The following is a 21,682-nucleotide window of genomic DNA, read 5'->3' as shown; positions in this document are numbered from 1 at the left end:
CATGATCGCCTTCGTGAGGCCGATCAAGTTCGAGGAGGTCGACGCCGCAGGCATCGTCTTCTTCGGGCACTACCTCGGCTTCGCCCACGAGGCGATGGAGCACTTCTTCGGGGGGCTCGACGGGGGATATCCGCACCTCATCGTGAAGCGGCGCGTAGGTTTGCCCGCGGTGAAGGTGAACATGTCGTTCAGCGCGCCGGCGCGGTACGGCGAGGTGCTGCGGATCGAGACGAGCACGGCACACCTCGGGAACCGAAGCGCGACGCTGCGGTACCGGATGCTGCGTGACGAGGGCTCCGTGCTCGTGGCGATGGTGGAGCACACGATCGTCACGACGAACCTCGACGTGATGGCGTCGTGCCCGATGCCGGACGACGTGCGGTCGATCCTCGCAACGCACCTCTCAGTCGAGGCCACGTCGCCTTGAGCCTGGGCGGCCGGCGCGTCGAGCTGCGCTTGCTCCGGGACCGCGCGCATTACGACGTGCTCGTGCAGCGCGTGCTCGCGTCGGCGCGCGTGAGCGTGTGGATCGCGACGGCGAACGTGAAGGAGCTGCGCGTGGAGGCGCCCGTGGGATCGCGGGCGCGCGCGCGGGGACGATACGTGTCGTTGCTGGATGTCTTGCGGGGCCTCGCGCAGAGCGGGGTGGAGCTCAGGCTGCTTCACGCGGGCGTGCCGTCACGCGCGTTTCGCGAGGAGCTCGCGCGGCACGAGGAGCTCTTCGCAGGTGGGCTCGCGATGCGACGCTGTCCGCGCGTGCACCTCAAGATGATCGCGGTCGACGGCGCGGCGCTGTACCTCGGATCGGCGAACCTGACGGGCGCGGGGCTCGGCGCGAAAGGCGAGGGGCGGCGCAATTTCGAGGCGGGGATCCTGACGGACGACGACGTGCTGCTCGACGAGATGCAGGAGGCGTTCGATCGGATCTGGTCTGGGAGAGAGTGCAAAGGCTGCAGGGTGCGCGACGTTTGCCCGGCGCCGCTCGATGGATCGGGGGGTTTTGCTACGCCGAGCGCAAAGGCGCCGGCGAAGAAGGCCGCGGGAAAAGGTCGTTCGCGGTTGCCGCGGGGGCCGCGATCGAGCAAGGGCGGGGCATGACGATGTCTCAGGGTCCGGATCCGGCCGCGCTCGATCGAGTGGCGCAGGCAGCGCTCACGCACGTGGCGGATGGCATGACGCTCGGCCTCGGCACGGGGCGCGCGGCGGAGGCGTTCATCGAGCGCCTCGGCGAGCGGGTGCGCCGAGGGCTCCGCGTGCGAGGCGTGCCGACCTCGAAGCGCTCGGAGGAACTCGCGAAGAGGCTTCAGATCGAGTGCGTCGGGTTCGAAGAGATCCACGGGATCGACGTGGCGTTCGACGGCGCAGACGAGGTGACGCCGGAGCTCGCGCTCACGAAGGGCCTCGGCGGCGCGCTCCTGCGTGAGCGCGTGGTCGCGTACGAGGCCGAGCGGCTCGTGATCCTGGTGACGCCGGAGAAGCTCGTGAACAAGCTCGGATCGAGGACGGCGATCCCGATCGAGGTGGTGCCGTTCGCGGTGGCCACGGCGTCGCGGCACCTGAAAAACCTCGGTGGTGAGCCTGTCGTGCGCAAGAAGGCGGACGGTTTTCCCTTCGTGACCGACAACATGAACTGGATTCTCGACACGCGCTTCGAGCCGCTCGACGACCCGGATCGGATGCACGCCGAGGTGCGGCGTATCCCGGGCGTCGTCGATACGGGCCTGTTCGTCGACTTGGCGGACGTGGTGCTGGTGGGCGGCGCGGACGCGGTTACCGAGATGCGGTGAGCGGGGGTTCGGGGGCGTAGCTCGGCTCGTCCGAGCGTAGCCCCCGAGCGTGGAACGACCCGAGGCGCGCTTCGAGGAGATCGAGGCGCAGATCGCCCGGGGCGCCTGGGGAGACACGCGCGGCGAGGCTCGCCGGCGCGTCGCCCTGGGCGAGCCCTTTGATTTCGTCGGCGACGCGGCGATAGGCCTCGCGGAAAGGGACGCCGGAGGCGGCGAGCTCGACGGCTCGGTCGGTGGCGAAGCACTCGGGCGTGATCGCCGCGAGCATTCGTTCGTGGTCAAAACGAAGGCCCTCGACGAGGCGCGGGAGGAGGCGGACCGTGGCGAGCGTCTCGTCGAGGCCACGCAGGACGGGCGATTTCGTGAGCTGTAGATCGCGGTGATATCCGGACGGGAGCGCGACGAGGGTCTGGACCTCGACGAGCGCGCCCTGAACGATCGAGCAGGCCGCGCGCATGAGCTCGACGACGTCGGGGTTGCGCTTCTGCGGCATGATCGACGAGCCCGTGGTGAACGCGTCGGGGAGGCGCACGAAGCCGAACTCGCTCGTCGTGAAGAGGGAGAGGTCCCACGCGAGCCTGCGGACGATCGCCATGACCTGCCACGCGGCAGCGAGGAGGGTGGCCTCGACGATGCCACGCGAGGTCTGCGAGCCGAGCGGATTCCAGGCAACGTCGGAAAAACCGAGCTCGCGCGCGACGCCCTCGCGATCGAGCGGGAGGTTCACGCCGTAGCCGGCGGCGGCGCCGAGCGGGGAGCGATCGGTGAGCGCGCGCGCGGCGCGGACGATGGTGACCGCGTCGAGGAGGCCTTCGGCGAAGGAGCCAGCCCAGAGGCCCACCGAGCTCGGCACGGCGCGCTGGAGGTGCGTGTAGCCGGGGAGCGGTGTTTTCTCCTCGCGACGCGCGAGCGCGACGAGGGCCGAGGCCGCGGCGACGACGAGCGCTTCGAGCTCGTCCATCGCGTCGCGCTCGTAGAGGCGCATCGCGACGAGGACCTGATCGTTGCGGCTGCGGCCCGTGTGCACCTTCTTGCCGGTGTCGCCGAGCATCGAGACGAGCGCGGCTTCGATCGCGGTGTGGCCGTCCTCGTCGGCCTCGGTGAGCACGAGCTCGCCGGCGTCGTTCTTGCGGACGAGCTCGGCGAGCGCGCGCTCCATGGCGTCGAGCTCGCCCTCCGAGAGCACGCCGATGCGACGGAGCCCGCGTACGTGCGCGCGCGTGGCCACGAGGTCGTAGGCGAGTAGGCGCTGATCGAGCTTCCAGTCGTCGCGGGAGGTGTAACGGAGCATGGCGGCGTCGGTGGCGCCGCCCTTGTCCCAGAGTCGTCCGCTCATTGTCCTTCCAGGGTCTCGTCCACGAGCGCGCGGAGCTCGGCGAGCTTCTTGGCGCGTTCGGGATCGACAGTCTTTTTCGGCGCCGAAGCGCGCATCGATCGTTCGAGCTCGGAGAGTGTCTCCTCGGCCGTGGGCGCGCGCTTGCTGCGGCCGAAGCTGAAGAGGCGCGACATCCATCCCTCGGCTTGATCGAGGACGAACGCGTCGCTCCGGATCCCGTCCGGATCCTCGCGCAGCCTGCGCACGACGGCCGCGTTCGCGCGAGCCCAGGTCTCGGACTCCGCGAAGCGCTCGCGCGGGACGGGATCGAGGTGCCGCGTGGCGACCCGGCCATCCGTGCCGAAGAGCTTGCAGAACATGGCGAGCGCGAGCGTGAGCTCGTTCGTGGTGAGGCGCGTCGCGGAGTGGACCTTCGCGCCGCCGCAGCCCTTCACCACGACGTGCGAGCCGTTCGCGAGCAGGACGCCGAAGCCGAGCAGCACACCCGCGAGATCCGTGACGGGCTCGCGCTCGGCCGTGGAGAGCCCGTCGTACGCGTCGGCCTCGGTCATGAACATGCAGGCCACGGAGCGGACGAGGGCCGTCGTGAGGACCACGGGATCACGCACCTCGCCCGTGCCCACCGCGACGACGTACGAGCCATCGGGGCGACGACCTACGCGATCGAGGCGCGCTTCGATCTTGCCGCCGGGGCCACAGGCGCCGCTGCCGCAGCCCGTGCTCATCGTCTCGCCTTCGGGCGTGATCAGCGTGAGCTCGACCGTGAGATCCGAGAGGCCCGCGAGCGCTTGCACGCGCTCGAGGAGCTTCGCCACCGCGTTCGGCGATCCATCGAAGGGATCGGGAAAATAGTCGGCGGTGGGGAGCACGAGGCCGCGCACGGGCTCGGTGCCTTGCTCGAGCAGGGCCGCGGCGCGATGGAGGATCCAGCGGACTCTCGGTTCGGCGGGTAGATCCATGCGATCAGTCTAGTGCGTGGGCGGCGTCGCGTCGAAAGTGTCGGGGATTCTTTCCCTTGATTCGTGGACCGCCAAGCCTCATGGAGGGGGCGGACGGATCGAATGACCGAACTGCATACACTCCCGGCTCAGGCCTCGCCGATCTCCACGCGCAAGGCCGACCACATCGACCTCTGCGCCACGGGCGACGTGGGGTTCCGCGCGAAGACGACGCTGTTCGAGGGCGTCGAGCTCGTGCACGACGCGCTGCCCGAGCTCGTGATCGACGACATCGACACGTCGATCGAGCTGCTCGGCAAGAAGCTCCGCGTGCCGCTCGTGATCGCGGCGATGACGGGCGGCACCGAGCGCGCGCGGGGCATCAACCGGGAGCTCGCGCGGATCGCGGAGGAGCGCGGCTACGGCTTCGGCCTCGGCAGCCAGCGCGCGATCCTGAAGGGCGAGCCGCGCGAGACGTACATGGTGCGGGACGTGGCGCCGACGACGCTCGTGCTCGGCAACATCGGCGGCGTGCAGGCCAAGAGCCTCGAGACCGCGAAGGTCATGGAGCTCGTCGAGGCCGTCGGCGCCGACGCGCTCTGCGTGCACCTGAACCCGGCGCAGGAGATCGTGCAGCCGGGCGGGGATCGTGATTTCGAGGGCGTGGTCGGGGCCCTCGAGCGGCTCGTCGCGGAGCTTGCCGTGCCGGTCGTCGCGAAGGAGACGGGCTGCGGGATTGGGCCGCGCGCCGCGAAGAAGCTCGCGAAGGCGGGCGTGCGGCACGTGGACGTGTCGGGCGCGGGCGGCACGAGCTGGGTCGCGGTGGAGACGGCGCGCGCCGCGGGACAGGAGCGATCGCTCGGCGTGATGCTGCGTGACTGGGGCGTGCCGACGGCGGCTTCGGTGCTGGTGACGCGCGAGATGCGGCCGCGGTTCAAGAGCATCATCGCGACCGGCGGCGTCACGAACGGCGTCGACGTGGCGAAGGCGATCGCCCTCGGCGCGCATGCGGCTGGGATTGCTCGTCCCGTTCTGCAAGCGCTTCTTTCGGGTGGCCGGGATGGTGCGCTCGCCTTCCTCGACCAGGTGGAGTCCGAGCTTCGCGCCGTCATGCTTTTGGTGGGCGCACGGGACGTACGGGCCCTTCGGCGAGTGCCGACCCTTCTTTCCCCGGATCTCGAGCGTTGGGCGGCCCTCGCGGCCGGCGGCCGGAAGAAATGAGCTTGGCCCGGCCATCTTAAGGGGCCTTCCTGCCGGCGAGCCGGGCGTGCTACCGTCCGGGTCGCTGGAGATCCCAGGGAGACGATGAGCGACAACGAAGGGCGATCCAAAGCGCCCAGCGAACAGCCTCCGGAAGACCTGAAAAGGGAGCGGGATTTGTTCATCCAGCAGTTCTTCCGCAAAGGCGCTCAGCTGACCGAAGAGGTCCTGAAGGAGAACGAACGTCTCCGCGAGCGCCTCTCGGAGCTCGAGAGCGAGAACGGGAGGCTCCGCTCGCACATCGCCAGCGACACGGCGATCCGGGATCTGGTGCGGAAGATCGAGGCGCTCGAGAGCGAGAAGAACGCGCTGCTCCAGCGCTCGGTGGCGATGGAGGCGGTGAGCGATCGCTACACCTCGCGCCATCAGGAAGTGGAGTCCGAGCTCGCGAGCCTCGCGAACCTCTACGTCGCGACCTCGCAGCTCCACTCCTCGACGAACGTTCGCCACGTGCTCCGCAACATCAAGGAGCTCCTGGCGCAGCTGCTCGGCGCGGCTCGGTTCGGTGTCTACATCGCCTCGGACGACAAGAAGGAGCTCGTGGCGGTGGCGACCGAGGGCCAGAGCTTCGCCGACATCGCGACCCTACCGGTGGACGACGGCCCGATCGGGCGTGCTTATTCCACCGGCAAGCTGTACTACGACGCCGAAAACGACGTCTCGAAGGGCACGGTCGAGCGCCCCGCGGCGGTGGTACCGCTGCTCATCGATGGCCAGCCCATCGGCGTCATCGCCATCTTCGGGACGCTTTCCCAAAAGACGGCCTTCGACGACCAGGACGGTGAGCTGTTCCGGCTCCTGGGCGCGCAGGCCGCCCTCGCGCTCGTCAGCGCGCGGCTGTTTACCGATGCAGGTCGCAAGGTGCCTTCCGTACAGGCGTTCCTCGACCTGGAGGACTGATCGATGGCCGAGTACTCCTGCCTGATTGTCGAAGATTCGCCCATGATGCGGCAGCTCTTGGTCTTCGCGCTCGCGCGGCTCAAGAACCTGCGCGTCACGGAGGCGGACGACGGCGTCGACGGCCTGCGCAAGCTCGCCTCGACGAAGTACGACGTCATCATCACCGACATCAACATGCCGATCATGGACGGGCTGAAGCTCGTCAAGCGTGTCCGGTCGGATCCGGTACACAAGGACACGCCGATCATCATCATCACGACCGAGGGCTCGCAAGAAGACCGGCAGCGCGCGCTGCAGCTCGGCGCGAACGCGTACATCACCAAGCCCATCCAGGCGCCCCAGGTGATCGCCAAGGTCAAAGAGCTCCTCGGCATCGAGTGAATCGGCTGCCCCCGGCCCTCCACGTCAAGATTTGCGGTTTCACGCGGATCGAGGACGTGGAGGCCGCCGTCTCCGCGGGCGCCGACATGATCGGCCTCAACTTCGTTCCTGGTTCGTCGCGTCGTATCGACGTGACGCTCGCGCGCGCGCTCGCGGATGCCGCGCGTGGGCGCGTCGAGATCGTCGGCGTTGTGGCCGATCTGGATCCGCCACGCATCGAGGAGCTTGCCCGAGAGGTCGGGCTCGATCGCGTGCAGCTCCATGGAGACGAGCTGCCCGAGGTGATCGACACGCTCGGGCCGCGCGCGTTCAAGGCGCTGCGCATCGGCAGCGCGGAGGACGTCGCGCTCGCGGCGCGATACGGCGGTGATCTCCTGCTCGTCGATGCGCGTGTCCCGGGACAAAAGGGGGGGACGGGCGTGCGCGTCGATCCGGCGCTCGTCGTCGAGCTCGCGCGCGCGCGTCGCCTCCTACTCGCGGGCGGGCTCGGGCCCGACAACGTCGCCGAGGCGGTGCGCGTCGTGCGCCCGTGGGGCGTCGACGTCGCGAGCGGCGTCGAGTCCGCGCCAGGAGTGAAGGATGAGCGCAAGATGCGCGCGTTCGTCCACGAAGCTCGGCGCGCCGCGCTGGAAGCCGCAGGAGCGGCGGACGGCGCGGACGACGCGTAAGTAGGAGGTCTTGGTGATGATGATGCGGAGAGGTTCGAGAGAGCTTTTGGCGGTTCTCGTCGCGGTGCCGTGCGTGCTCGCGACGGCGACGGCATCGGCGGCGACGCTGACGGTGGGTCCGGGCAAGACGCACGCGACGCCTTGTCAGGCGATCGCGGCAGCGAGCGACGGCGACACGATCGAGATCGACGCGGCCGGCACCTACGACGGCGATGTCTGCGGCTGGTCGAAGAACGGGCTCACGTTGCGGGGCGTCGGTGGCCTCGCGAAGATCGACGCGGCAGGGAAGAACTCAGGCGGCAAGGCGACCTGGGTCATCGCGGGGAACGACACGGTCGTCGAGAACATCGAGTTCAGCGGCGCCACGGTCCCGGATCAGAACGGCGCGGGCATCCGTCAGGAGGGCGCGAACCTCACGATCCGCGGCTGCTACTTCCACGACAACGAGAACGGCATCCTCGCGGGCGACAACGCGGCGAGCACGATCCTCATCGAGTACACGGAGTTCGCGAACAACGGTTTCGGCGACGGCCAGTCGCACAACCTCTACATCAACCACGTCAAGAAGCTCGTCTTCCAGCACAACTACTCGCACGCCGCGAAGATCGGCCACCTGCTGAAGTCGCGCGCGCTCGAGAACCACGTGCTCTACAACCGCCTCACAGGGGAGGACGGGACGGGCAGCTACGAGATCGACCTGCCGAGCGGCGGCCTGTCGTTCGTCATCGGCAACCTCATCCAGCAGGGGCCGAACACCGACAACAGCTCGATCCTGGCCTATCGCATGGAGTCGAACGGGGCGAACCAAAACACCGAGCTCTACGTCGTGAACAACACGTTCGTCAACGAGCGCCCGAACGGCGGCACGTTCCTGAACATCAACGCGGCCGCGGTGCCCGCGGTCATCCGGAACAACATCTTCGTCGGGCCCGGGACGCTGACGAACCAGGGCAACGCGATCCTCGGGAAGAACTTCGAGGGCGATCCGATGTTCGTCGACCAGGCCGCGTTCGACTACCGGCTGAAGGACGGATCGCCCTGCGTGGACGGGGGCGAGGCGCCGGGAATGGGCGGCGGGATCGATTTGACCCCCAAGTTTCACTACGTGCACCCGGCCGACGCGGCGGGGCGCACGACGGTCGGCACGATCGACATCGGCGCCTACGAGCTCGGCGGTGAGGGAGGCGCGGGCGGAAGCGGTGGAAGCGGCGGCGCCGGCGGGAGCGGAGGCGGAAGCGGAGGAAGCGGCGGAGGCGCTGGCGGAAGCGGAGGCGCTGGCGGAAGCGGAGGCGCTGGCGGAGGAGATGGTGGAGGCACGGACGGCGAGGAGGGGAGCTGCGGCTGCCGGGTCGTCGGCGGCGGTGATGCGTCCTTCGGCTGGATCACGGGCCTCGCGATCGGCGCGGCCGTCGCGGCGCGCAGGGGCCGGCGGCGCGTAGAAATCTCGCGTCGCTGATCGCGGTCTCGATCACGGCTCTCCACGTCCTCTCCGGTTCACGCGCTCTCGCGGGTTCACACGGGCTTCGGAGCGACGTCCATCGTTGCGACGTCCGCGGTTCGTCCTAGGATGCCGCTCCCCCGACCGGAGACTCGTATGCGCACGCTTTCCCTCGCCTTCGCCTCCGTGGCGATGTCCCTCCTCGCTGGGTGTGGCTCGGCCACGCCCGAGCCCATCACCAACACGGCGGGCCCCGTGCCCACCGTCGCGTTGCCCGCCGACAAGGGGCCGCCGCCCGTGGAGGTCACGCTGGAGAGCGTGGGCCTCGATGGCGCCGCGCTCGATAAATCGGTCGATCCTTGCAAGGACTTCTACTCGTTCGCCTGCGGCGGCTGGCTCAAGTCGACCGAGATCCCCTCCGACGAGGCGACCTGGGTGCGGAGCTTCAGCGAGATCGACAAGCGCAACGAGCTCGCGCTGAAGACGATCCTCGAGGACGCGGGCAAGGCGAAGAACCCCGATCCGACGACGAAGAAGATCGGCGACTACTATGCCGCGTGCATGGATGAAGCGGCCGTCGACGCCGCGGGCATCACGCCGATCAAGCCGCTCGTCGATCGCGCGCGGAAGGTCTCGTCGGCGAAGGACGTGACCGCGCTGGTCACCGACCTGCACGGAAAGGGCATCTTCCCGCTGTTCTGGATCTCGGGCGAGCAGGATCCCGGGGACGCGACGCGCGTCATCGCCACGCTCGATCAGGGCGGGCTCGGACTGCCGGATCGCGACTACTACACGAAGGACGACGACGATTCGAAGAAGTTGCGCGCGGAGTACGTCGCTCACGTCGAGCGCATGCTGAAGCTCGCGGGGCTCGCCGAGGCGGACGCGAAGAAGGCCGCGGCGGACGTGCTCGCGCTCGAGACCGACATCGCCAAGATCTCGAAGACGCGTGTGGAGCGCCGCGATCCGAAGGGCATCTACAACATGGTGAGCCGCGCGGATCTCGCCAAGAAGGCGCCGACGTTCCCCTGGGACGTGTACTTCAAGGCGCTCGGGATCTCGGACGTGAAGCAGGCGAACCTCACGTCGATCCCCTTCTTCGAGGGCCTCGACAAGCTGCTCACGTCGGTGAAGCCGAACGTCTGGCAGAGCTACCTGACGTGGCAGATCGTGCGCGCGTCGGCCGACGAGCTGTCGAAGCCGTTCGTGGACGAAGCGTTCTCCCTTCGCGCCCGCCTCTTCGGTCTGAAGGAGCAGAAGCCGCGCTGGAAGCGGTGCGTCGAGGCCACGGATCACGCGCTCGGCGAGCTCGTCGCGCAGCCGTTCGTGTCGCGCCACTTCGCGGGCGATTCGAAGCGCGCCGCCGAGCAGATGGTGCAGGAGATCAGCAAGGCCTTCGGCGTGCGCGTCAAGTCGCTCGACTGGATGGACGAGAAGACGAAGGAGCGCGCGCTCGCCAAGCTCTCCACCATGGCCTACCTCATCGGCTACCCGGCGAAGTGGCGTAGCTACGACTTCGAGGTCGACCGGAAGAGCTACGGGAAGAACGCGATGGCCGCGGGCGCGTTCGAGCAGAAGCGCAGGCTCGCCAAGATCGGCAAGCCCGTCGATCGCGAGGAGTGGCAGATGAGCCCTCCGATGGTGAACGCGTACTACGACGCGCAGAAGAACCACATGGTCTTCCCGGCCGGGATCCTGCAGCCGCCGTTCTACGACGTGAAGTCGGCGATCCAGGTGAACCTCGGCGGCATGGGCATGGTCGTGGGCCACGAGCTGACGCACGGCTTCGACGACGAGGGCTCGCAGTACGCGGGCAACGGCAACCTCGAGAACTGGTGGGAGCCCGCCGTCGGGGAGCTGTTCAAGAAGAAGACGACGTGCGTCGAGGAGCAGTACTCGACGTACGAGCCGCTGCCCGGCGTGAAGCTCAATGGCAAGCTCACGCTCGGCGAGAACATCGCGGATCTCGGCGGCATCAAGCTCGCGTTCATGGCCTACCGCGAGATGCGCAAGGGCGCGGCGAACATGACCGTCGCAGGCGGCTTCACCGAGGATCAGCAGTTCTTCCTCGCGCACGCGCAGGCCTGGTGCGCGAAGAGCCGCGACGAGTACGCGCGTCTCCACGCGAAGACGAACACGCACTCGGCGCCGCGGTTCCGTGTGAACGGTCCGCTCGTGAACACGCCCGAGTTCGCCCAGGCGTTCTCGTGCGCCGAGGGCACGCCGATGCACCCGGCGAAGATGTGTTCCGTTTGGTGACCTGCGCGCCGCGGGGCTCGCTGCACACGCCTTTCAGGAAGGACCTGCTCGCCCGGTAGGACGCGGGCGAGCAGGCTTCCCAGGTGCTCGGGGCAGGGTATTTCGGACAGTTCGGAGGGCGCTTCGTCGCAGAGACGCTGGTGCCCGCGCTCGAGGAGCTCGATCGCGCGCGGCAGGAGATCCTGCCGGCGCCGGCGTTCCAGGCGGAGCTTCACGAGCTCTTGCGGAGCTACGTCGGACGGCCGACGCCCCTGACGGAGGCGAAGCGGCTCGCGCGGCGGATCGATCCGGACGGAGGTGCGATCGCGGAGCTTCTGCTCAAGCGTGAGGACCTCTGTCACACGGGGGCGCACAAGATCAACAACGCGCTCGGACAGCTCTTGCTCGCGAAGGCGATGGGCAAGACGCGGATCATCGCGGAGACGGGCGCGGGGCAGCACGGTGTGGCGACGGCGACGGCGGCGGCGCTCTTGGGCCTGCCGTGCGAGGTCTACCAGGGCGCGCTCGACATGGAGCGGCAGGCGCCGAACGTCGCGCGCATGCGGCTGCTCGGGGCGCGCGTGGTGCCGGTGGAGTCGGGGTCGCGGACGCTGAAGGACGCGATGAACGAGGCGCTGCGCGACTGGGTGACGAACGTGCGCACGACGTACTACTGCGTCGGCAGCGCGGCGGGGCCGCACCCGTATCCCACGCTCGTCGCGTCGCTGCAGCGGATCATCGGCGACGAGGCGCGTGCGTCGTGCCTCGATCGCGGGGCGCTGCCGGACGTGGTGATCGCGTGCGTGGGCGGCGGCTCGAATGCGATCGGGATCTTCAAGGCGTTCGAGGGTGATACGAGCGTGTCGCTTTACGGCGTCGAGGCCGCGGGGCTCGGGCTCGACACGGACAAGCACGCGGCGACGCTCTCGCGTGGGCGCATCGGCGTGCTGCACGGGGCGAAGACGTACGTGCTCTGCGACGACGCGGGGCAGGTGAACGAGGCGCACTCGGTGAGCGCGGGGCTCGATTATCCGGGCGTGGGGCCGGAGCACGCGCGGCTCTGCGACACGGGGCGCGCGACGTACGTCTCGGCGACGGACACGGAGGCGCTCGACGCGGCGCGGGAGGTCGCGCGCGCGGAGGGCATCGTGGTCGCGCTGGAGACAGCGCACGCGTTCGCGGCGATCGGGCAGATCGCGCAGCGCGAGGCCGAGGCGAGGGGACGGCCTGCGCGGATCCTCGTGTGCCTCTCGGGCCGCGGCGACAAGGACCTGGACACGATCACGGCGTACGGCGGAGGGAAGTGATGCACCGGATCGATCAGCGCTTCGTCGAGCTCCGGCGCGCGGGCCGGAAGGCGCTTTGCGTGTACCTCTGCGTCGGAGATCCTTCGCTCGAGGCGTCGGGGTTTCTCGCGGTCGAGGCGATCGACGCGGGCGCGGACATCCTCGAGCTCGGCGTGCCGTTCAGCGATCCCACGGCCGACGGTCCGACGCTCGCACGCGCGGCGCAACGAGCCATCGCGGCGGGCGCGACGCTCGAACGGGTACTCGAAGTCGCGTCGCGCATTCGCGCTCGTTCGGAGGCGCCGCTCGTGCTGTTCACGTACTACAACCCCGTGCTCGTCGCGGGGGAGGCGCGGGTTGCGCGGCTCGCGCGGGAGGCGGGCGTGGATGCGCTGCTCGTCGTGGATTTGCCGCCCGAGGAGGCGGGGCCGCTCCGGGGCGCGTGCGCGGCCGAGGGGCTCGGCGTGGTGCCGCTCGTCTCGCCGACGAGCCATGCGGCGCGGGTCGAGGCGATCCGGCGCGCTTCCATGCCGCTCGACGGCGCGCCGCGCGCGTTCGTGTACTCGATCTCGATGACGGGCGTGACGGGGGCGAGCCCGTCGGATCTCGCCGCGGCCGCGCGGGATGCCGAGGCGATGCATCGATCGTTCGACCGGCCCGTGCTCGTTGGCTTCGGCATCGACAGCGGCGCGAGTGCGAGGCTCGCGGCGGGCGAGACGACCGGCGGTGCTGATGGCGTCGTCGTCGGCACCGCGCTCGCGCGGCGCATCGAGCAGGCCACGAGCGGCGACGAACAACGGCGCGTCGTTCGCTCCTTCGTCGGCGAGCTGCGACGAGCCCTCGACGAATCCGCGTAGAAGCCTGTCAGCCTGTCCCGTGCTTCAGGAGGACGCGGTTTCGGCCCGTCCGCTTCGCCTGGTAGAGCGCCTCGTCGGCGGCGGCGATGAGCTGCTCGGGCGTCTCCACTGGCAGATCCGGGTGCGCGGCGACGCCGACGCTGATCGTGATCTGCATGCGCGTCCCTTCGTGTTCGAAGGGCGTGGTCTCCACGACCGCGCGCAGCCGCTCGCCGAGGATGCCTGCGTTGCCGAGCGTCACGCCGCGGCAGATCACGCCGAACTCCTCGCCGCCGTAGCGCGCGAAGACGTCCTCGGTCCGTACCGTGTTCATCGTCAGCTTCGAGATCTTCGTGAGCACGTAGTCACCGGCGAGGTGGCCGTACGTGTCGTTCACGCGCTTGAAGTGATCGACGTCGAACATCACGAGCGAGAGCGGCGCGCGGTGCCGCTTCGCGTAGGCGATCTCGGTCTCGAGACGGCTCAGGAAGTAGCGCTTGTTGAACGCTTTCGTCAGCCCGTCGCGCAGCGCCGCATCGATCATCTGCTGCTGGAAGCTGACGTCGAGGTGGTCGTGGTAGGTGAACTTGAGGATCGTGGTCGATCCCAGGCGGATCTTGTCGCCGTCGCGCAGGATGCGCTGGCTGATGTTCTCGCCGTTCACCGAGGTGCCGTTCGAGCTGTTGAGATCTTCCAGCACCACGTCGTTGCCGGCGCGGACGAGCCGCGCGTGGCGACGCGAGATGCCGTCGTCGTTCAGACGCACCGTGGCGTTCGCCCCACGGCCCAGGACGGTCTCCGGAAACTCGACCTCGAACATCTCGCCGACGTTCGAGCCGACGAGCACGATGAGATAGGCGCGATCACGCTGCGATCGAGCCCTGAGCTCGTCCTGGAGCTCCTTCACGTGGGCGACCCGCGTGGCTTCGATATCGTCGTCAGGCGGCCCGCTGTTCATGCTGCCAAACTGCATCATAGCGCTGCACGTCGTCGCTTGGGAACGACTACCGTGCAGGGACAGAGTGGTTTCTCGGGGTGACAAGAAGCTGAACGAAAGCCAGCCGACTGGAGGGCCGACGGGTTCGCCGCGCCCTCACTAAGCCGCCTTCCCGAGGGGGACGGCGATCTGCTCGACCTCGACGCCGGCGATGCTGGTTTCGAGGAGCGTGACGTCGGCGTGCGAAAAGCCTTGCCCTGCGCCCTCGCCGCCCGGGGCTTCGCCGACGCTGCCCACGTTCACGATCCGTACGCCCTGGACCATGCGGTCGAACGGCACGTGCGAGCCGCCGCAGACGATCACGTCGGCCGGATCGTCGCCGAGCAGGGCCGCCATCTCCTCGTCCGTCATGTCGTGGCAGAACGGCTCGAACGGATCGACCGGGGATCCGTGGACGAGCAGGAGCTCGCTGCCGTCTTCGAGGTTCATGCGGTGGGTCGTGGGGAGCCGGCCGAGCCGCGCGAGGATGAGCTGGCCGAGCTCGGTGCGCACCTCCGAGAGACGCTCGAGCCGCGAGCGCTCGTAGGGGCTCTTCGGGACGACCTTGCTGATGTCGAGCGTCGCGAGCGCGCGATCGCCGGTGCCCTGGACCAGGATGGCCTGCATCTGCGTGAGCCGGCGCCACGTCTCGAGCGGATCGGGGCCGGGAAAGCAGAGATCGCCGGCGACGAGGATCTTCGAATAGCCGCGGCGCTCGGCCACCGCGAGTACGGCGGAGAGCGCATCCGCGCGTCCATGGATGTCGGACAGGCAGAGGAGACGCACGCAGCGGAGCATAGGAGGTGGGCGGAGCCTCGCCAAGGCGCATCGGGATCGAGAAGAGGGAAGTCGGTGGCGCGTCCGCCCCGCCTGCTCGGCGCGGGCCGAGGCTAAGGAGAAAAACGAGACCAGGCGCCGAACGCGCGTCGCTGCTACGTTGCGGCCTTCCGATGCTCCGGCGCTCCCGGCTCCACGCCCTCGCGCAGCGGATCGACAGGCGGCGCGCCGAGATCTACGCCGCGCGTTTCGCCGAGCGACTCGAGCCCGGCTCGGTCGGCTTCGCCCTCGCCGTGCTGCTCGCGAGCGCGTACCCGGGCCTCGCCTCCGCGCTCGAAGCGTCGCCCGAGATCGTGGCGACGATCGCGGCCGAGGGGCACCAGGCGGCGCGGGATCGCGCTGGGCTCGTCGCGAGGCTTCGGGCGCGGATCGGGGACGGCGACGACGGCGAGCGGGTGGCGCGTGAGCTGCGGAAGTTCGCGCGGGAAGAGCGGATTCGCGTGGCGCTGCGCGAGCTCTTGCCACCTTCGCTCGGAGGCGCCGACGTCGATGTGACGTCGCACGAGATCGCGGTGCTCGCGGAGGTGACGATCGACGCGGCCGTGAAGGATGCGATCACGCAGCTCTCGGCGAGGTTTGGTCCTCCGCGGCGCGAGAGCGGCGCGCCCGCGCGGTTCGTGGTGCTCGGCATGGGCAAGCTCGGCGGGGGCGAGCTCAACGTGGGATCCGACGTCGATCTCGTGTTCTTTTACGACACGGACGAGGGCGGGTGCACGCAGGGCGGCGGCGAGACGCTCCCGCTCCACGACTTCTGGACGCGTGTCGCGCGGCGCGTGACGGCGTCGCTCGAAGACGTGACCGCGGACGGGTTCGTGTGGCGCGTGGATCTGCGTCTGCGGCCGGAGGGTCGGAGCGGGCCGCTCGTCAACTCGCTCGCCGCGGCCGAGCGGTACTACGAGTCGTTCGGGCGGACGTGGGAGCGCGCGGCGCTCGTGCGCGCGCGGCCCATCGCGGGGGATCTCGACTTCGGTGACGAGGTGCTCGCCGCGCTCGAGCCGTTCGTGTGGCGGAGGCGCGTCGATCCGACGATCGCCGTCGAGATGACGAAGCTCGTGCAGCGGGCGCGGACCGAGCTCTCGCGCGAGCCGGGGCGGGATCTGAAGCTCGGATCGGGCGGCATCCGCGAGGCGGAGTTTTTCGTGCAGACGCTGCTCCTCATCTGGGGCGGCCGCGAGGCGCGCCTCCGTGTGAAGGGCACGCTCGATGGACTCCGACGCTTGCGCGCGGCCGGGTTCGTGACGGATCGCGAGGCGCGCGAGATCGCCGAGGCGTACCTCGCGCTCCGTCGCGCCGAGCACGCCGTGCAGCTCGGCACGGGCCTGCAGACGCACGTGTGGCCCGCGGACGCCGAGTCCGCGGGAAGGCTCGCGCGGGCGCTCGGGTTCGCGTCGGCGGAGGCGTTCGAGGTCGACCTCGCGAAGCATCTTGGCCGCGTGGAAGCGCGCTTCCGCTCGCTCGTGCCCGACGGCGCGCCCGCGCCTTCCCCGTGGGCCGAGGCCCTCGCCGCGCTCGACGACGGCGACGCCGCCGCGTTCGAGGCAGCCTTCCGCCGCGTCGCGCAGGTCTCCTTGCCCGGCGCGACGCCCGAAGCGACCGACGCCCTCGAGACCGTCGAGCGCTGGGGCGACGTCGCGCGGGATCTCTTCGATCTCTCGCGCCGCCCGGACGCCGTGCTCGGCGCGCGCAGCCGCGAGGCGTACCCGCGCCTCGGCGAGGCGGTTCTCGACGCCGTGGCCGACGCGGCCGATCCCGAGCAGGCCGCGCGCACGCTGCGCAGGCTCTTCGCGCGGCTCCGTCATCCCGGCGTGTACCTGCGTTTCCTCGGCGACGAGCCGCGCCTCGTGCGAAGGCTCGTGGAGGCGATCGGAGGCAGCGCGTTCCTCGCCGAGGCGCTCGTGCAGCACCCCGAGCACGGCGATCGCATCCTGTTCGCGCGTGGTGTCCCGACGCCCGCGTCCGCGCGCGCGGAGCTCGACCAGGCCAAGCGCGAGGCCGCGGCGGTGGACGAGGATCCCGACGAGCAGCTCGTCGGCGCGCTCCGCCAGGCGAAGGCGCGTGTCGTGATCGACGTGGGCCTCGCGGATCTCGCGAGCGAGCTTGGCCCGCGCGAGGTCGGGTACGTGCTCTCGGAGCTCGCGGATGCCTCGCTCGAAGCGGCGACGCGGCATGCGCTCGGCACGCCGGAAGGCGAGCCCGTACGAGGCCTCTCCGTGCTCGCGGTCGGCACGCTCGGCGGACGCGAGATCGGCTACGGCTCGGACCTCGACGTCCTCTTCCTCTTCGATCCGGAGAAGGCCCCGGCCGGCACGGATCCCGACGCGTTTTTCGCGCGCTCGGCGCGCCGCGTGATCCGCTTGATCTCGATCCTGCACCCGGCCGGGCCCGGCTACGAGCTCGACACGCGCCTCCGGCCCTCGGGCAACCAGGGCTTGCTCGTCACGTCGATCGACGCCTTCGCGCGGTATCACGCGAAGGGGCCGGACACGCCGCATGTCGAGGCCGCGGCCTGGGAGCGCCTCGCGCTCTTGCGGGCGCGCGCCGTCGCGGGTGACGTCGAGCTCGGGGCGCGGGCGATCGAGATCGCGCACGCGGCGGCGTACGCGATGCCCGGTGATCCGGCGCAGGTCGCCGAGGAGCTCCGCCGCCTGCGCGGCCGCATGGAGCAGGAGCTCTCGCTGGAGCGGCGTGGGCGGTACGACCTCAAGCTCGGGCGCGGCGGGCTCTTCGAGATCGAGCTCTGCGTGCAGTTCTTGCAAATGCTGAGCGGCGCGGATCCCGGCGTACGCACCACGGAGACGGCGCTCGCGATCGAGGCACTCGCGGCGTCGGGCAAGCTCTCGCCGGAGCAGGCCGAGGCGCTGCGGGACGGGTATGCGTTTCTGCGCAAGCTCGGCGGACGCATCCGGATCGTGCATGCTGACGCGTCGCACCTGCTCGAAGAGAGCGCGCCGGGCCTCTGGCCGCTGGCGCGGCGGATGGGGATCCGGGATCGACCGGGAGCGCAGGCCGCCGTCGAGCTGCTCGCGCGGTACCAGGAGGTCACGGGGCGCGTGCGCGAGGTCTACGAGACCGTGCTGCGCGGGAGCTGAGGCGCCCGGGAGGCGGTCGGATCGCTTCGGATCGCCTCCCTGGAGCCCGGGTTGCCGATCCGGATCGTTCGGATCGCCTCCCTGGAGCCCGGGTTGCCGATCCGGACCGTTCGGATCGCCGATCCGCTTGCCCGGTACCCGATCCGGATCGTCTGGATCAGCATTCGGGCGCCCCGGTACCCGATCCGGATCGTTCGGCCCACGTACCGCGATATCCTCTCGGTCGATGGGCCTCGTCTACCTCTTCTCCCTCGTCGTCGGTCTGGGCATCCTGCTCGTGCAGATCGTAGCGGGGGGCAAGGGCGACGCCGACGCCGGCGACGCGCACGATGCGAGCAGCGGCGGCGGCAAGGATCTCGCAAAGGACCTCTCCGACAAGTCGCTCGCCACGACGCCCGCGGGCACCGGCGCGGGCGACATCCTGGCCTTTTTCCTCTCGCTCCGGTTCTGGGTCTTTACGTTGCTCGGCTTCGGCATGTCGGGCTCGCTCCTGCACCTCTTCGCGCTCGCGGGGCCCGTGGTGATCTTCGTACTCGCGGCGGCCTCCGGCCTCTCGTCGGGCCTCTTCGCGCAGCTCGCGTTTCGTTTTGTGGCGCAAGGATCTGCGTCGACGTCGGCGGACGTCACCCGCGCCGGCGGCTCGATCGGGCGCGTGCTCGTGCCCGTCGGCAAGAACAAGGTCGGCAAGATTCGCATCGTCCTGAAGGGTCAGAGCGTCGACATCCTCGCGCGCAGCGACGGCGAGGAGATCGCGCGCGGCGACCATGTCCTCGTGGAGGACGTGGAGGGCGACGTGGCGCGTGTATCGCGGCGGCCCTCCGAGCTCGCTTGAGGTCCCAGGAAATCGCGTGATCGCGTGTTCGATCACGCCCGGGCGCGGCGTCATGCCTGCTACGCTCGGCGCATGGGGTACAATCTTCTCGGCAGTGCGCTCTTCGCGTCGATCGACGCGCAGCAGCGGCGCACGCGCCCTCCGACCGACGTGGGAGCGGGCGCGGGGACGCCCGACCTCGATCAAGCCGTCTTGGTGCTGCTCGCCGCGGGCGGCATCATCGTGCTCTTCGGGATCTTCGTGGCGATCCTCCGGCAGTTCTTGTTCATCTGCCGGCCCAACGAGATCCTCGTCTTCAGCGGCCGCAAGCACGTCCTGCCCGACGGCACCGTGAGCGGCTATAAAATCCTGCACGGCGGCCGCGGCTTCCGCGTGCCCTTCCTCGAGAGCGTGGCCCGCATGGACATGCGGCTCTTCCCCGTCGAGGTCCAGGTGCACAACGCCTACTCGAAGGGCGGCATCCCGCTCAGCGTGCACGCGATCGCCAACGTGAAGATCGCGAGCAACGACACGGCCGTGCGCAACGCCGTCGAGCGCTTCCTCGGCACGACGCCCACGCAGATCTCCATCGCCGCGCAGCAGACGCTCGAAGGCGTTTTGCGCGAGGTCATCTCGCAGCTCACGCCCGAGGAGGTGAACGAGGATCGGCTCAAGTTCGCCGAGACGCTCGTGGAGAACGCGCGCGACGACTTCGACAAGCTCGGGCTCGAGCTCGACGTGCTCAAGGTCCAGCACGTCTCCGATGATCAGCACTACCTCGCGAACCTCGGCCGCGGCCGGATCGCAACGATGCTGCGCGACGCGGCGAACGCCGAGAACGCGGCGAACCAGGCCGTGGCCGAGGCGCAAGCAGCAGCGCGGCAGGCGGCCGAGACGGCGGCGAAGCGCGCCGAGACAGTGATCGTGCAGAGCCGCAACAACTACCGCGCCGAGATCGCCAAGCTCGAAGCCGAGGCGAAGCAGATCGAGAACGAGGCCGAGATCGCGGCCGAGACCGAGCGCGCCGTGGCCGAGCAGGAGCTCCAGGCCCTGCGCGCCGAGCTCGAAAAGCTCCGCCTCAACTGCGACGTCATCCTGCCGGCCGAGGCAAACCGCAAGGCGCAGGAGCTCAAGGCGCGCGGCGAGGCGGCGCCGACGGTGGAGAACGGCAAGGCGACAGCCGAGGCGCTCCGGCTCGTGGCGCAGGAGTGGGCGGCCGCGGGGCAGCTGGCGAAGGACGCATACGTGCTCCAGCAGCTCCGGCAGCTCGTGACGGCCGCGGCGGCGCGCGTGGCGCAGACGCAGGTCGGTGAGGTCAACGTGGTGGCGGGCAACGACGTCGAGGCGTTCAGCGCGCTCGTCGCGGCATACCCGGCCGCGGTGACGCGGGTCCTTCAGGAGACGGGGCGCGCGATGGGCATCGACATCCAGCAGATCCTCGGATCGCACGGGAGGGCTTCGTGATCCCGATCATCATGGTCCTCGGCCTCACCGCGTTCGTCGTGGTGGGTTTCGTCATCTACACGCTGAAGAACCTCCTGCTCGTGAGCTCGCCGAACGAGGTGCTCGTCCTCTCGGGCGGGTCGCATCAGGTGGGCTCGCGCGAGGTCGGTTATCGGTCGGTGCGCGGCGGCCGCGCCGTGCGCATCCCGCTGCTCGAGCGCGTCGACCGCATGGATCTGAACAACATCCCGGTCGACATCTCCGTGAAGGGCGCCTACTCGAAGGGCGGCATCCCGCTCAACGTGCAAGGCGTCGCGCACGTAAAACTGCCCGGCGAGGAGCCGCGGCTCTCGAACGCAGTCGAGCGTTTCCTCGGCAAGTCGCGCGACGAGATCGCAGCGATCGCGCGCGAGACGCTCGAAGGCAACGTGCGCGGCGTGCTCGCGCAGCTGACGCCCGAGCAGGTCAACCAGGACAAGACCGCGTTCGCGGACAAGCTGCTCGAAGAGGCCGAGCACGACATGCAGCGCATGGGCCTCGTGCTCGACACGCTGAAGATCCAGAACGTCGCCGACGACGCGAACTATCTGAACTCGATCGGCCGCATGCGTGGCGCGAGCGTGCGCATGGACGCGAGCATCGTCGAGGCCAGGACGCAAGCCGAGTCGGCCGAGCAGAAGGCCGAGAACTGGGCGAAGAGCGAGGTCGCCAAGATCGACGCAGACCTGGCGATCGCGCGGCAGGAGACGCAGAAGCGCATCAAGGACGCGATGAGCCGTCGCGAGGCCATGATCCAGGAGGCGAAGGGTCAGGTCCTCGCGCAGATCGCGCAGGTCAAGGCAGAGATCAACCGCCAGAAGGCCCGCGCGCTCCAGGTCGAGCGGCAACTGCTCGCCGACGTGATCCAGCCGCACGACGCCGAGCGCCGGAACCTCGAGGAGCAAGCGCGCGGCGACGCAGCGAAGATCATCGAGCTCGGCAAAGCCGAAGCCGAGGCGCTGCACCGCATCGTCGACGAGATCCGCAAGGCGGGGCCAGGCGCGCTGGAGATCCTCGCACTCCAGCAGATGATGCCGCTGCTGCCGCACATCGCAGGCGCCCGGACGCCGACGAAGATCGGCACGCTCTCGGTGCTCCCGTCAGGCGACGACGGCTCACTCGCGCGCAAGGCAATCGCCATGACCGAGCAAATCCGCGCAGCCACAGGCCTCGATCTGACCGACGTCGCGCGCCGTCTCGGCACGAGCGCGCCTGCGCCTGCACTCGCCGCCCCGTCCGCGCCGCCCCCGCCTCCGCAGGTCCCCTCGCGGAGCACGCCTCCGCCAGGCCGCACGCCGCGCGCCTGACAGAGGTTTCCTGGGGACGCATCGCTGGGGCGTTGCCCCAGGCCCCACCAGGGGCTGTCCGCCCCTGGACCCGGACCAGCGCAAGCGCTGGACCCGGGGTCGATGAACTGCG

The 21,682-nt window shown here is 69.7% G+C and carries 19 protein-coding genes; 15 read left to right on the top strand and 4 right to left on the bottom strand.

Annotation, left to right across the window (positions count from 1 at the left end):
* Nucleotide 1: 1 nt before the first annotated feature.
* The 3 genes from KEG38_RS44815 to rpiA are packed head-to-tail and all read left to right on the top strand — an operon-like array spanning nt 2 to nt 1,787.
* Nucleotides 2–427, top strand: a complete 426-nt coding sequence (locus KEG38_RS44815) for an acyl-CoA thioesterase (protein ID WP_272426687.1) — start codon at nt 2–4, stop codon at nt 425–427.
* On the top strand, nt 424–1,098 hold the full coding sequence (locus KEG38_RS44810; RefSeq protein ID WP_272426688.1) for a phospholipase D family protein: 675 nt from the start codon (nt 424–426) through the stop codon (nt 1,096–1,098). The genes KEG38_RS44815 and KEG38_RS44810 overlap by 4 nt, the downstream gene beginning before the upstream one ends.
* A complete protein-coding gene (gene rpiA / locus KEG38_RS44805; RefSeq protein WP_272426689.1) occupies nt 1,095–1,787 on the top strand; it encodes a ribose-5-phosphate isomerase RpiA in 693 nt (230 codons plus the stop codon). Before KEG38_RS44810 ends, rpiA begins: the two co-directional genes overlap by 4 nt.
* Here rpiA and argH read toward each other — a convergent pair.
* On the bottom strand, nt 1,771–3,123 hold the full coding sequence (gene argH, locus KEG38_RS44800; protein WP_272426690.1) for an argininosuccinate lyase: 1,353 nt from the start codon (nt 3,121–3,123) through the stop codon (nt 1,771–1,773). The two genes, rpiA and argH, sit on opposite strands and share 17 nt — an antisense overlap.
* Entirely contained in the window at nt 3,120–4,082 is a 963-nt protein-coding gene (locus KEG38_RS44795) for a hypothetical protein (protein WP_272426691.1), read from the bottom strand. Before KEG38_RS44795 ends, argH begins: the two co-directional genes overlap by 4 nt.
* 102 nt (nt 4,083–4,184) lie before the next feature.
* Here KEG38_RS44795 and fni point away from each other — a divergent pair, with 102 nt between their 5' ends.
* From fni to trpA, 8 genes are all read left to right on the top strand, one after another.
* Complete coding sequence (fni, locus tag KEG38_RS44790; RefSeq protein ID WP_272426692.1) at nt 4,185–5,282, top strand: type 2 isopentenyl-diphosphate Delta-isomerase; 1,098 nt, start codon at nt 4,185–4,187, stop codon at nt 5,280–5,282.
* A gap of 84 nt (nt 5,283–5,366) precedes the next feature.
* Complete coding sequence (locus tag KEG38_RS44785; RefSeq protein ID WP_272426693.1) at nt 5,367–6,221, top strand: GAF domain-containing protein; 855 nt, start codon at nt 5,367–5,369, stop codon at nt 6,219–6,221.
* 3 nt (nt 6,222–6,224) lie between these two features.
* A complete protein-coding gene (locus KEG38_RS44780) occupies nt 6,225–6,602 on the top strand; it encodes a response regulator (protein WP_136928355.1) in 378 nt (125 codons plus the stop codon).
* Nucleotides 6,599–7,270 carry a phosphoribosylanthranilate isomerase gene (locus KEG38_RS44775; protein WP_272426694.1) on the top strand — a complete coding sequence of 224 codons (672 nt, stop codon included), beginning with the start codon at nt 6,599–6,601 and terminating at the stop codon, nt 7,268–7,270. Before KEG38_RS44780 ends, KEG38_RS44775 begins: the two co-directional genes overlap by 4 nt.
* 16 nt (nt 7,271–7,286) lie before the next feature.
* Nucleotides 7,287–8,726, top strand: coding sequence for a right-handed parallel beta-helix repeat-containing protein (locus KEG38_RS44770; protein WP_272426695.1), 1,440 nt, complete (start codon nt 7,287–7,289; stop codon nt 8,724–8,726).
* A gap of 138 nt (nt 8,727–8,864) precedes the next feature.
* Complete coding sequence (locus KEG38_RS44765; RefSeq protein WP_272426696.1) at nt 8,865–10,967, top strand: M13 family metallopeptidase; 2,103 nt, start codon at nt 8,865–8,867, stop codon at nt 10,965–10,967.
* A gap of 83 nt (nt 10,968–11,050) precedes the next feature.
* On the top strand, nt 11,051–12,253 hold the full coding sequence (trpB, locus tag KEG38_RS44760) for a tryptophan synthase subunit beta (RefSeq protein WP_272426697.1): 1,203 nt from the start codon (nt 11,051–11,053) through the stop codon (nt 12,251–12,253).
* Nucleotides 12,253–13,089 (top strand): tryptophan synthase subunit alpha, encoded by an 837-nt coding sequence (trpA, locus tag KEG38_RS44755; protein WP_272426698.1) that lies wholly within the window; start codon nt 12,253–12,255, stop codon nt 13,087–13,089. Before trpB ends, trpA begins: the two co-directional genes overlap by 1 nt.
* 7 nt (nt 13,090–13,096) lie before the next feature.
* Here the strand turns inward: trpA and KEG38_RS44750 are convergent, their stop codons facing one another.
* Together KEG38_RS44750 and KEG38_RS44745 are read right to left on the bottom strand one after the other, a co-directional pair.
* On the bottom strand, nt 13,097–14,026 hold the full coding sequence (locus KEG38_RS44750) for a GGDEF domain-containing protein (RefSeq protein WP_272426699.1): 930 nt from the start codon (nt 14,024–14,026) through the stop codon (nt 13,097–13,099).
* A 138-nt stretch (nt 14,027–14,164) separates the two neighbouring features.
* The gene (locus KEG38_RS44745) at nt 14,165–14,830 is read right to left on the bottom strand and encodes a metallophosphoesterase family protein (protein WP_272426700.1); all 666 of its coding nucleotides are present in this window, start codon (nt 14,828–14,830) and stop codon (nt 14,165–14,167) included.
* Nucleotides 14,831–14,994: 164 nt separating this feature from the next.
* Here KEG38_RS44745 and glnE point away from each other — a divergent pair, with 164 nt between their 5' ends.
* The 4 genes from glnE to KEG38_RS44725 all read left to right on the top strand — a co-directional run bounded on the left by glnE (nt 14,995) and on the right by KEG38_RS44725 (nt 21,570).
* The gene (glnE, locus tag KEG38_RS44740; RefSeq protein WP_272426701.1) at nt 14,995–17,970 is read left to right on the top strand and encodes a bifunctional [glutamate--ammonia ligase]-adenylyl-L-tyrosine phosphorylase/[glutamate--ammonia-ligase] adenylyltransferase; all 2,976 of its coding nucleotides are present in this window, start codon (nt 14,995–14,997) and stop codon (nt 17,968–17,970) included.
* Nucleotides 17,971–18,196: 226 nt separating this feature from the next.
* Nucleotides 18,197–18,802, top strand: a complete 606-nt coding sequence (locus KEG38_RS44735) for an NfeD C-terminal domain-containing protein (protein WP_272426702.1) — start codon at nt 18,197–18,199, stop codon at nt 18,800–18,802.
* A gap of 72 nt (nt 18,803–18,874) precedes the next feature.
* Nucleotides 18,875–20,245: a flotillin family protein gene (locus KEG38_RS44730; RefSeq protein WP_272426703.1), complete on the top strand. Its 1,371-nt coding sequence runs from the start codon at nt 18,875–18,877 to the stop codon at nt 20,243–20,245.
* On the top strand, nt 20,242–21,570 hold the full coding sequence (locus KEG38_RS44725; protein ID WP_272426704.1) for a flotillin family protein: 1,329 nt from the start codon (nt 20,242–20,244) through the stop codon (nt 21,568–21,570). The genes KEG38_RS44730 and KEG38_RS44725 overlap by 4 nt, the downstream gene beginning before the upstream one ends.
* The last annotated feature ends 112 nt before the right edge of the window (nt 21,571–21,682 follow it).

It is taken from the genome of Polyangium jinanense (genome assembly GCF_028435265.1).
GTDB lineage: Bacteria > Myxococcota_A > Polyangia > Polyangiales > Polyangiaceae > Polyangium > Polyangium jinanense.
Note: the sequence above shows the minus strand (reverse complement) of the source record. Positions and strands in the feature narration are given on the sequence as shown.